General features: G+C 68.4%; 10 protein-coding genes and 3 pseudogenes. 10 read left to right on the plus strand and 3 right to left on the minus strand.

All coding sequences use genetic code 11. The annotated features are described in order from the left end of the window. The first annotated feature begins 13 nt into the window (after positions 1-13). Positions 14-646, plus strand: coding sequence for a serine hydrolase (locus ACFSKW_RS43165; protein WP_379580216.1), 633 nt, complete (start codon positions 14-16; stop codon positions 644-646). Further along, complete coding sequence (locus tag ACFSKW_RS43170; protein WP_379580218.1) at positions 643-1,764, plus strand: glycoside hydrolase family 130 protein; 1,122 nt, start codon at positions 643-645, stop codon at positions 1,762-1,764. Before ACFSKW_RS43165 ends, ACFSKW_RS43170 begins: the two co-directional genes overlap by 4 nt. Before the next feature lie 278 nt (positions 1,765-2,042). Here the strand turns inward: ACFSKW_RS43170 and ACFSKW_RS43175 are convergent, their stop codons facing one another. From ACFSKW_RS43175 to ACFSKW_RS43185, 3 genes are all read right to left on the minus strand, one after another. After that, on the minus strand, positions 2,043-2,690 hold the full coding sequence (locus tag ACFSKW_RS43175) for an adenylate kinase family protein (protein ID WP_379580220.1): 648 nt from the start codon (positions 2,688-2,690) through the stop codon (positions 2,043-2,045). A 263-nt stretch (positions 2,691-2,953) separates the two neighbouring features. Further along, positions 2,954-3,895 (minus strand): alpha/beta fold hydrolase, encoded by a 942-nt coding sequence (locus tag ACFSKW_RS43180; RefSeq protein WP_379580222.1) that lies wholly within the window; start codon positions 3,893-3,895, stop codon positions 2,954-2,956. Between the two features lie 744 nt (positions 3,896-4,639). Next, entirely contained in the window at positions 4,640-5,326 is a 687-nt protein-coding gene (locus ACFSKW_RS43185; RefSeq protein ID WP_379580224.1) for a TIGR00266 family protein, read from the minus strand. Positions 5,327-5,462: 136 nt separating this feature from the next. Between ACFSKW_RS43185 and ACFSKW_RS43190 the strand changes: the two genes are divergently transcribed. The 8 genes and pseudogenes from ACFSKW_RS43190 (at position 5,463) to ACFSKW_RS43225 (ending at position 10,965) form a co-directional block, all read left to right on the plus strand. Further along, on the plus strand, positions 5,463-5,729 hold the full coding sequence (locus ACFSKW_RS43190) for a transposase (RefSeq protein ID WP_379580226.1): 267 nt from the start codon (positions 5,463-5,465) through the stop codon (positions 5,727-5,729). Positions 5,730-5,927: 198 nt separating this feature from the next. Further along, entirely contained in the window at positions 5,928-6,983 is a 1,056-nt protein-coding gene (locus ACFSKW_RS43195) for an IS110 family RNA-guided transposase (protein WP_379580228.1), read from the plus strand. A 27-nt stretch (positions 6,984-7,010) separates the two neighbouring features. Continuing rightward, a pseudogene (locus ACFSKW_RS43200) lies at positions 7,011-7,247 on the plus strand (IS3 family transposase); the annotation flags it as partial. Positions 7,248-7,314: 67 nt separating this feature from the next. Next, positions 7,315-7,467: pseudogene (locus ACFSKW_RS43205) on the plus strand (DDE-type integrase/transposase/recombinase); the annotation flags it as partial. Between the two features lie 50 nt (positions 7,468-7,517). Then, positions 7,518-8,390: pseudogene (locus ACFSKW_RS43210) on the plus strand (transposase); the annotation flags it as partial. Between the two features lie 201 nt (positions 8,391-8,591). Next, entirely contained in the window at positions 8,592-9,623 is a 1,032-nt protein-coding gene (locus ACFSKW_RS43215) for a DUF418 domain-containing protein (protein ID WP_379580230.1), read from the plus strand. Between the two features lie 149 nt (positions 9,624-9,772). Further along, positions 9,773-10,081: a site-specific integrase gene (locus ACFSKW_RS43220; RefSeq protein WP_379580232.1), complete on the plus strand. Its 309-nt coding sequence runs from the start codon at positions 9,773-9,775 to the stop codon at positions 10,079-10,081. Between the two features lie 707 nt (positions 10,082-10,788). Next, positions 10,789-10,965, plus strand: coding sequence for a hypothetical protein (locus ACFSKW_RS43225; protein ID WP_379580234.1), 177 nt, complete (start codon positions 10,789-10,791; stop codon positions 10,963-10,965). Positions 10,966-11,011: the final 46 nt, after the last annotated feature.

Consider the following 11,011-nt stretch of genomic DNA (forward strand, 5'->3'; position numbering starts at 1 on the left):
CCGCATCTTCTCGATGACGAAACCTGTCACAGGCCTGACCATGGGCATCCTCGCCGACCGCGGCCTGTGGCGTCCGGACGACGCCGTCGCCGACCACCTGCCCGAGCTCCGGAACCTCCGCGTCGCCACCGGCTTCGACGACCGCGGCGCGCCGATTCTGGCCGACCCCGTCCACCCGCCCCGCGACTGGAGTGCCCCGCCCGCCGCCGCGATGGGCGGGATGGGGCTGGTCTCGACGATCGGCGACTACGCGCGGTTCGCTCAACTGCTGCTCGACCGGGGCGAATGGCACGGCCGCCGCATCGTCAGCGCCGAGTCCGTGACCGCCCAGATGAGCAACCAGCTGCCCGAACCCCTGCTGGAACACGGCTTCCACGTCGGCCACATGGACCTGCGGCCGGGCTTCGGCTACGGCTACGGCTACAACGGCGCGGTGTTCCACGACCCGGCGCTCGCCGGCTCTCCGGTCGGGCGCGGCACGTACCAGTGGGACGGCGCGGCCGGCACCTGGTTCTGGGCCGATCCGGAACACGACCTTCTCTACATCGGCATGATCCAGCTCCTGTCCTACGCGGCGCCGCCGCTGCAGAAGATCACCCAGGCCCTCCTCGCCGACGCCATCCTCGACCCCGGGACGCCCTCATGACCGCCTCCTTCCCGCTCGGCCCGTTCGAGCCGCACCCCGCCAACCCGGTCCTGCGCCCGCGCGGCGACGGCTGGGAGTCGGCGAACGTCTACAACCCGGCCGCGATCGTCGTCGGCGACCGGGTCGCGCTGCTCTACCGCGCGCACGCCGCCGACCGCGTCTCCCGGATCGGGCTCGCCTGGAGCGAGGACGGCGTCCGGTTCGACCGCGAGGACGACCCGGTACTCGTGCCCGAGCACGACTACGAGCGGGCCGGCTGCGAGGACCCGCGCGTCGCGCTGGTGGGAGGCACGTACTACCTGACGTACACCGGGTTCGACGGGACGCGCGCGCAGCTGTGCCTGGCCACCTCGCCCGACCTGCGTTCCTGGACCAAGCACGGACCGCTCTTCCCCGGCTTCAACACCTGGAAGACCCTGCCGTACGGCCCTGACCAGCCGTGGAGCAAGGCTGGCGTGATCCACGACGAGCCGATCGGCGGCCGGTACTGGATGTGGTTCGGCGAGGGCACCGTCCACGCGGCCACCTCCACCGACCTGCTGCGCTGGACCCCGGTCGCGGACGACGAGCACCCCATGCACGCCCCCACCCCCGGCCAATGGGACGCCACCCTCGTCGAGATCGGCGCTCCCCCGGTGCCCACTCCCGACGGCCTGCTGGTCTTCCTGACCAACGGCGCGACCGCCTCGTCGCCGAAGGACGTCGACTACCGATGCGGCCAGATCGCCGTCTCCCTCGCCGACCCGGCGACCGTCGTGGCCCGCACCCCGGAACCGTGGTTGCGGCCGACGACCTACGAGGACACCCACGGCCTCGTCGCGAACGTCACCTTCGTCGAGGGCCTGGTGCACTTCGAGGGGCGATGGCTCGCCTACTACGGCCAGAGCGACACCACCGTCGCCGTCGCCGTCTGCGACCCTCGTACCGCGCCCCGGCGAAAGGCCCACGGTGAACCACCTGCCCCCACCGACCCCGTGACTCCGCTTCCGCGAGCCGACCGCGGGCGACCTCGACGACATGGCGGCCCTCCTGGGCGGCCCGGAGGTCATGCGCTACTACCCGAGGCCGAAGACCCGCCCCCTCGACCCGGGTCAGCGAGGCGGGACGACCACTCCTGAGGGCCGTACAGCGCGTGGCGGGCGTTCGTGGTGAAGGCCCAATAGCACTCTGCGCCTGCCGCAAATTCCATCCATGCAGTTCAGGCGGCGTGTGAGTATGCGGGGAGGACGCCGCCGAGCCGATCTCGTCGGCGTACGTTGAGGTCGAGGATTCTTATGCGGGCCAGCCTGTGGTGGCGGCCCGCGGGTCGGCCCAGCCGATCGTGTGGGAGAGCGGATGGGCGGAGCGGGCGGCGCCGCCGTGGCCGAACAGGCCAGCCAGGTGTGCGGGCGCGTGATCACGGCTCGTACGGCGGAAGCCCCAGACGCGCGCGGATCTCGCGCTGCACCGAGACTTTCTCGGGCCTGGCGTCGACGGTGACGACGTACTCCTTGCGGCGGAACAGGTCCAGGACTGGGTTCGTCTTGTCGTGGTAGTCGCGCAACCGGCTGGCGAGCGCCTCGGGTGTGTCGTCCTCCCGGGGAACGAGCTCGCCGCCGCACACGTCGCACCGATCGCTCTCCTTGGGGCGATGGGCGATGAGGTTGTAGTCCATGCCGCAGCGGGCACACAGGCGGCGGGCCAGGACGCGCCGCCGTACCTCCTCCTCGGGCAGCTCGAGGTGCACGACGCCGTCGATGTCGTAGCTCTCCAGGAAGAACTCGGCCTGGCGGCGGTTGCGCGGGAAACCGTCGATGATGAACCCGTAGTTCCAGTCGTGCTGTTCCAGCCGGTCACGCACGACCTTCTCCACCAGGTCGTCGCCGACGAGTTCCCCGGCGGCCATCACGCGCCGGGTCTGAGCCCCGAGCTTGGTGTGGCTTTGTACGTGCCATCGGAAGATGTCGCCGACGCTGATGTGTGCCAGATCGAGGTCGCGGGCGAGCAGAGTGCTCTGGGTTCCCTTGCCGCTGCCCTGGACGCCCATGATGACGTACTTGCGCATGTTGCACTCTGACACATGGCCGGGCACTGACCGAAGGGGCGACCCGGCCTGCCGCCACTTGGCGACCGGGGCACCACCCGCTGCCGTGCGCCGGGGCGCGGCCGCAGCGGGGCTACAGCCGCGACATCGCCACGTGCGCCGAGCCCCCCACGCACCGCGTCATCGACCCCACCGGAGAGGTGTGCGACGGGCAGGAGACCGACTGCGCCTGCTACCTGCACGACCCCGAGCACCGCACCGATCCCATTGCGCCGGGGGCGTGCCTACCGCGATCTGGACCGCGTGCCATCGGCGATGACGGCGCGGACGGCATCGATGACGAGGCCGGGCTGGGCGTGCTGCACGTAGTGCTCGCTGGTCGCGGCGATCAGGAACTTGCCGCGACTGGACAGCGCGGCAAGGCGCCTGGCTTGCTCAACGGCGACCGCGGGCTGGTACGCGGGGATGATGACCACCACCGGCAGGTTGCCCCACGCTCCCGGTCGGACCGTCCCTCGGACCTGGGCGGCACTGTCCAAGGCAGCCCAAGCCTCGGCCCGTGCGGCCTCCATGCTCCTGGAACCGTAGACGACAAGTGCCTGGGCGCGAGCCGCGGTGGTGGCATCGGAGGGCACCAGGGCATCGCTGAACAGTCGCAGCAGCCCCACCCGTGCCAGGAGCCCATTGACGGTGAACTGCGCGGCGAGCAGTGGTCGGGACATATGCAGGGCTTGGACGGCGTTCTCATCGGTGACGTCGATCAGCACGAGACCGGCGGTCAGATCCGGCTGGCGATCGGCGAAGACCCGTACAATACTGCCCCCGTAGGAGTGCCCGGCCAGGACATACGGCCCAGCTTCTCCGGCTGCGGTGAGGAGGGCGTGCAATTCCCCGGCCGCCTGCGCCGCCGTACGCGGCGGCGGGCCGTCCTGGCTCCAGGCGTATCCCGCCCGGTCATAGGCACATACACGGTGGCCGCCGGAAAGCTCGCGCTGGATCACCTCCCAACTCGCGCTGGACTCGGCCAGTCCCGCCTCCAGCACGACTGTGGGACTGCCGGTTCCAGAGCAGTTCAGGTGGAGCTGCTGGGCGCCCACGCGCACCAACCTCCCAGGCGCGGGGAAGCGTTCCCCGTCGTGCTGCCCGGCGACTGACTCATAGCCGAATCCCGCACCAGCCGTCAACGCGACCAGGGCAGTACACCAGCCGGTGATCCTGCGCAGCACCCACCACCATCGTCGCCCTCGACCGGGCTTCGCCCGGCCGCCGTGGGTTTCCTCGACCATCACGTCATGAATGTAGGTACGCGATCGCAATGAATCCTCATCCAGGCGATCGAACTCGGTCTGGGATCAGGATCCCAAGAGCCGTTGGCTGACGTACTCCACGAGGAGGAGGACGTGCGCGGCGCGAGCCGTCGGCCGAGGTGATCCGGTTGAGAACGCACACGCCCAGCCGCCACATCTCCAGAGGCGGGGTCGGGCCAGGCGAAAGAGCACGGACGATCATCATGCCGCACTCCGAGCGGCTGGGATCACGCGCGTCAGGCGATCTCCAGCAAGGCCATGACCTGGCTGAATGACATTTTCGGCAGGTGCACAGCCGAGGAGACCGGCTGGCCGCACATCGGCGAGTGCCGAGCGTGTAACGAACGCGGCATCGTCTACGAGGTGCCGCCGCTGGCCGCCGACGTACGGGAGATGACCGCAGCGTTCGCCCGGTGGCTGCGCGAGGCGATCAGACACAACGCTTCCCGCCCAGGGAACCCGGCGTTCGTCGGCCACCGGACGGAGGCCGACGTCGCCCTTATGGCCTGGCACGCACGCACGCACGCACGCACGCAACGAGCTCATCACCATGAGCGGGCACCGCACCGATCGAGAACGGATACTCGACATGGAAATGATCAAACAGTCGGCTGTAACGGATAACGTCGGTGACGTCTTCCCAGTGCGGCCCCGCCAGCCTGCTCAGTCGCGTCTGAACGGCAGCATGGCCGTCAGCCAGTTGGTCAGCTCGGTGGGATTCCTGGTCTGGGTGTAGACGCATCCGGGCCCGGTGAACTCGAAGACCAGCCCCTCGCCCGACTTGAGCGACTGAATCGTCTTGCCCTCGACGGCGCGGCGCAGATCGCTCCGCACCGTCTCCTCATAGGCCACGACGTGCCCGGAGTCAACGATCACCGACTCTCCAGGGGCCAGTTCGACGGCCTGAAGCCCTCCGTAGCAGCCGAGGATCACCTGCCCCGAGCCCTCGGCGCGGATCAGGAAGCCGCCCTCGCCGCCGATCAGGTTGGACATGCCACCCCACTTGGTCTTGATCTCGACCTGGTCGGCCGAGGCGAGCCAGGACCCTCGGGTCAGCATGAGGGCGACGTCGGACCGGACGGGGACGGCCATGGTGTCGCCGGGTAGGTGGTGGGCCACATCGACCCAGCCGCCGCCGGGCGGCGCGATGTAGCGGGTGACGAACAGCGACTCGCCGCCGAAGGCGGAGCGTGCCAGGCCGCGCAGGAGGCCGCCTTCGACTTTGGCTTCGAGCTCGACGCCCTTGCTCGTCATGAGCATGGCGCCGGATTCGACGCGAATGGTCTCACCGCCGGCGAGATGGCAGCGGGCGACGGCGAATGATCCAGGGAATCTGATGTCGATCTGCATGCCGTAAATCTGGGGTGGCCGCCTAATGAGCGCGTTGACGATCTGTATACAAGACATAAATCGGCTTTGGAGTTGACCCGGTTTGGTGGACACCTGGTCTCTGGGGAACCCTGGTTCCCGGAAGAAGGATTCGGCTGTGCCGAACAACTATCCGCCGGAGTTTCGCCGGCAGCTGGTGGAGCTGGTGCGCGCGGGACGGTCGCCGGAGGAGCTGGCCAAGGAGTTCCAGCCGTCCGCGCAGTCGATCCGTGTCTGGGTGCGCCAGGCCGACCTGGATGATGGCCGCCGCCAGGACGGCCTGACCGGTGCTGAGAAGGATGAGCTTGCCCGGTTGCGACGAGAGGTGAAGGTCCTGCGTGAGGAGAAGGAGATCTTGCGCAAGGCCGCGGCTTTCTTCGCGTGAATACCCTGGGTGTATCCCGACGGGTTCGCTCTTTTCTTTGCTGCCCCGGCCGTGCCGGTGGCTTGTCGTGATGTGCGGCCCGTCGGGGTCCAGCCGTCCGGCGTGGCTTGATAGGTGCTTGCGATCAGCTCGATTTAGGCGTGCCCACCGACTGGCTGGACCCGATCCCCCTTGTCAGACGGGCCTCAGGAGGCACTGTTGATCGTCATTGGCGTCGATGCCCACAAGCGCACCCACACCCTGGTCGCCGTCGATGAGGTCGGCCGCAAGCTGGGCGAGCGCACTATTCGGGCGACCCCCGACGGCAACATGGAAGCCGCGACCTGGGCCACACGCTGGCCGCAGGTGAAGTTCGCGATCGAGGACTGCCGGCACGTCACCCGGCGCCTGGAGGCCGACCTGCTTACCACCGGCTATCAGGTGGTCCGGGTCACCACCCAGCTGATGGCCGGACAGCGCCGGGCCGGTCGTGAGCGGGGCAAATCTGATCCGATCGACGCCTTGGCCGTTGCTCGCGTCGCGCTGCGCGAGCCCGACCTGCCCGTCGCTCGCCTGGATGGCCCGTCACGAGAGGCGAAGCTGCTGGCCGACTACCGCGACGACCTGGTCACTCAACGGACCCGCGTGTGCAGCAAGATGCGCTGGCACCTGCACGAGCTCGATCCCGAGCTGCAGATCCCCTCCAGAGGGTTGCGCCGCCGCTGCGTCCAGGATCAGGTGGAGCAGCATCTGGCCGGCATGTCCGGAGTCGTTGCCCAGATCGCTCGGGAGTTGCTCAGCCGCTGCCGTGAACTGACGGTGCGCATCAACCAGTTGGAGAAGCAGCTGAAGCAGCTGGTGCAGGCCATGGCCCCGCAGTTGCTGGACATCGCCGGGTGCGGAGTTCTGGGTGCCGCCACCATCATCGGTGAGACCGCCGGAGTGGACCGCTTCCGGTCCAAGGCCGCCTTTGCCCGCTTCACCGGTACCGCACCAATCCCCGTCTGGTCGGGCAACAGCAGCCGAGTTCGCCTCAACCGCGGCGGCAACCGGCGCATGAACTGCGCTCTCCACATGATCGCCGTCACCCAAGCCCGCGGCATCGGGCCAGGCAAGGACTACATCGAGCGGCTCCAAACCGACGGTAAGACCCGCACCGAGGCAATCCGGCTGCTGCGCCGCCGCATCTCCGACGTCGTCTACCGCACCCTCAAAGCCATCGACACGACTAACAGCACCGACCAGAGCTGTCTGGCCCCGGACTTGACGACATAGGAGCATCCGGGAGACGGATCTGCCGAGATGAAGTTCCGGCTGATCCACGCGGAGAAGGACCACCACGAGGTCTCCCTGCTGGCCCGGGTGCTGGGTGTGTCGCGCCAGGGCTACTACGCCTGGGCCGCTCGTCGACCGCGCGGCCCGTCGGCCCGAGCGCGCCGCGACGCCGAGCTGACCGCCAAGATCCGTGACCATCACCAGGCCTCGGACGAGATCTACGGGGCGCCGCGCATCCACGCCGACCTGCGGGAGATCGACGGCATCAGAGTCGGCCGCAAACGCGTGGCCCGGCTCATACGACGTGCCGACCTGGCAGGGCTTCGTCTACCTGGCGGTGGTGCTGGATGTGTTCTCCAGGCGGATCGTGGGCTGGGCGATGGCCGATCACATGCGCACCGAGCTGGTGACCGACGCGCTGGCGATGGCGATCCATCAGCGCCGGCCAGACGCTGGGGTGATCCATCACAGCGATAAGGGCAGCCAGGGCGGATTCAACCAGTCGTCGCAACACCTTGATCGTGGAGGTGTGGCATGGGACGACCGGCGGGTTGGGTCACAGCGATCACAGGACGTCCGGCGATGCGTTCGCCGGGACGGCCTCCGATCCGCCGGGATGTGGAAAGGGCGTTCTGGGGAAAGATCGCCGAGGGGCCGACCAGCGAGGATGCGGCCATCGCGTGACGCGTGTCGGGCCCGGTCGGATCGAGGTGGTTTCGTAACAGTGGCAGCATGCCCTTGATCCAACTCAGTCCGCCCTCCGACCGGTACCTGTCGTTCGCGGAACGTGAGGACATCGCGCTGTTCAAGGCCCGAGGCGCGGGGGTTCGCGAGATCGCGCGTCGGCTGGGCCGGTCGCCGTCGACCATCTGCCGGGAACTGCGGCCCAGCGCGGCCACCCGTGGCGGGCAGTAGGAGTATCGAGCGTCGATCGCGCACTGGAAGGCGGAGCTGGCGGCACGGCGACCGAAGACGGCCAAGCTGGTGACCAACGAGCGGCTGCGCGCCTATGTGCAGGCGCGGCTGGCCGGGGAGATCCAGCGGCCGGACGGGCGGTCGGCGGCAGGGCCGGGTATGTCGCCGTGGAAGGGACGCAACAAGCCGCGACGGCAGGACCGCCGCTGGGCCAAGTCGTGGAGTCCGGAGCAGATCTCTCACCGGCTCCAGGCGGACTTCCCCGATGATGAATCGATGCGGATCTCTCACGAGGCGATCTACCAGGCGCTCTACGTCCAGGGGCGCGGAGCGCTCAAGCGTGAGCTGGTCGCCTGCCTGCGGACCGGGCGAGCCCTGCGGGTCCCACAGGCTCGCTCCCGGCAGCGGGCCAGCGGCCATGTCACCTCCGAGGTGATGATCAGTGAGCGGCCCGCGGAAGCAGACGGCCGTGCGGTCTCGGGCCACTGGGAGGCGAAATGACAGCGCCCGCTCCGCCGTGATCAAGCGGAAGCGGGCGCTGGATGCTCCGGTTATCTGGGCGCTGAATCGGCTGAAAGTACGGTCGGGAGACCGCGAGCCCCGACTTGTGGTCGATGTCCGCACCGGGCCGCATCCGAAGAATGGGGCGCCATGCCCTTAAAAGATCACGCTTCGGGACTGAACGACGGAGATATGGCCGGCGCTCCCGGCGTCCCCTGCACCCGCGCCGAGGTGGGCGGCAGGAGAGGCTCCGCGATGACCTCACCCGGCCGATCGCGTATCGCCGCGCTCGACGTCCTGCGCGGGTTCGCGCTGTGCGAGATCCTGTTCGCCAACATCCAGCTCATGGCCACCGGCAGCTCCGCCGTCGTGGCGCAGCCCATGGGCGACTGGGACCCCTGGCTCGGAATGCCGATCTTCTCCCTGCTGTTCGGCATCGGGTTCGCGCTGCTGCTGGACTCCGCCGCGAGCCGCGTCCCCCGCCCACGCCTGGCCCTGCTGCGCCGGCTTGGGGCGCTGCTCGCGATCGGCCTCGTGCACATGCTGCTATGGCCGGGCGAGATCCTGACCAACTACGCCGTCGTCGGCATACTGGTGCTGCTGCCCTCGACCTGGCTGCCCCGGTGGGCCATGGCCGGCCTCGCCGCCGCGTTCATCCCGGCGGCGCTGATCTTCAGCGGGGGCGGGCCCCTGCTGATCGCAGGGCTGTTCCTGCTGGGCTCAGCACTGGTCCGCTACGGAGTGATCAAGCAGATCGAGCGGTCCACCCGAGGGCCGCTCCTGCTGGGCCTGGTCTTCGCGGCGGGACTGGCCTCCGCCCTGTGGGTGCAGGCCAGCATGCGGGCCGTAGGGGCCACGACGTACCTGCCTTCCACGTCCAGTCTTGCTGATCTACTGCTCGTCGGTGTGTACGTGTGCGGCATGCTGGTCCTGCTCAGAACGCCGCTGCGACCGGCGCTGCAGTTCGTCTTCGCGCCACTGGGCCGGATGGCACTGACCAATTATCTGACCGCCACACTCCTCGTTCTGGCGGCCGGTCACATCCTCGGCCTGCCGATCGGCCAGTCCTTGACGGCGGCGTACTGGACCGCGGGAGCCATCCTGGCGGTCCAGTGGCTGTCGTCCACCCTCTGGCTGCGCCGCTACCGCCAGGGCCCCATCGAGTGGCTCTGGCGCTGGGCCACCTGGGCCCACCGCTCATCCCTGCGTATCCCTACGAGCTGAGCCCATTCCCATTACAACCGGAGGCGCACGCCGACGCCTCGTCGACCACTACCCGCGACACCGACTCGTCGGCGGCGACCACTTGCTCAGGCCCCCGGTCGCACCGAGTCAGTGCACCTGACATGACTGACTACCTACAGTCACCCACGATGAGTCCTCAGCGGGTCTGTTCCGTACGGGCACGGGTCGTCCCTTCGCCGGTCGGCCGTGTCCAAGGTCTGGCAAGAGGCGCGGACCTACGCCTTCACTCCCATCAGGTCGTCGCACCTCTGGCGGGCAGGCCGTACGACCTGCGGCACGCGGCCGTCTCCCTCTGGCTCAACGCGGGGGTGCACGCACCGGAAGCCGCAGAACGAGCCGGGCACGGCGTGGACGTCCTGTTGCGCGTCTACGCCAAGTGCATCGACGGACAGCGTGAGATCGCAAACCAACGCATCCTCGATGCGCTCGCCGCATGACAACACTCGACAGATGGACCCCGGGCACTCCCCCGGGGTCCTTCGTCATGCATCCGGAATCCGCCGCGACTGGCCCAGGACGCGCATCCCGAGCTGCGGGAACATGCCGCGATCCATTCCGCGTATGTTCCGCGAGCGATGGCATACGGCTGCTTGTGGCGGCCTTCGGCTGCATGTGTGATGTACACCGTACGAGGCAGAAACCCCAGCTCAGCGGCTGGATTCCTGGTCAATCTGAGTAGGGCGGGTGGGACTTGAACCCACGACCCACGGATTATGAGTAGCCTTGATCAATGCCGTCTGATGCTGCGCCGTGCCGCATTCTGTCGCTCTGACCGTGATTGCCCCTGCCGACGTGCCGGGCTGTGACGATGCCTGACGCCCCGTACCGCATGCGCACGAGCAACCAGCGAGCAACCACACGCCCTTGACCAACGGCACTCATGGCCGCCGATTCGGTTCCGCCCTGAGGCCGCCTTCGCCGGCATGACCCCATACGGCACCCTCGGGCCTCACCGCACAACCGGCTCAACCGCAAACTCAGCCGAGCATTCACACCGTCGCCACGGCGATCGCCCGCACCGCTCCGACCCGGCGGACGGCGCCCGTTGATCGAACCGTCGACGACCTACAACGAGCGCGACGAGTGCAATTTCGCCGCATCACATGAGGAATGCCCGCGTATGAGGTTCCTATCGTGGGGACCTGTGACGATCTTCGAGGCGGGCCCACCCGGCGAGATCGACCCGGACGACGGCCCTCACCTTGGGATTCCGCTGCTGTTCATGGGCGTAGTGCCGGTGGCGATACTGGCGATGGAGCTGCACATCGGCCGTGAATGCACGTGGACAGTGCTGGACGGATGTCCTGAGGGGCCACGGTGATTCCGGACAGCCGTCTTATGGGCGTAGCCTATGCGGCTGTTTGGAT

The organism is Nonomuraea mangrovi, assembly GCF_042681425.1.
Classification (GTDB): Bacteria; Actinomycetota; Actinomycetes; order Streptosporangiales; family Streptosporangiaceae; genus Nonomuraea; species Nonomuraea mangrovi.

Bases quoted from the DNA above. Each gene is read 5' to 3' on its own strand.
- ACFSKW_RS43165 (WP_379580216.1), top strand. From the start codon at position 14: ATGACGAAACCTGTCACAGGCCTGACCATGGGCATCCTCGCCGACCGC.
- ACFSKW_RS43170 (WP_379580218.1), top strand. From the start codon at position 643: ATGACCGCCTCCTTCCCGCTCGGCCCGTTCGAGCCGCACCCCGCCAAC.
- ACFSKW_RS43175 (WP_379580220.1), bottom strand. From the start codon at position 2,690: ATGCGCAAGTACGTCATCATGGGCGTCCAGGGCAGCGGCAAGGGAACC.
- ACFSKW_RS43185 (WP_379580224.1), bottom strand. From the start codon at position 5,326: ATGCAGATCGACATCAGATTCCCTGGATCATTCGCCGTCGCCCGCTGC.
- ACFSKW_RS43215 (WP_379580230.1), top strand. From the start codon at position 8,592: ATGGCCGGCGCTCCCGGCGTCCCCTGCACCCGCGCCGAGGTGGGCGGC.
- ACFSKW_RS43220 (WP_379580232.1), top strand. From the start codon at position 9,773: ATGAGTCCTCAGCGGGTCTGTTCCGTACGGGCACGGGTCGTCCCTTCG.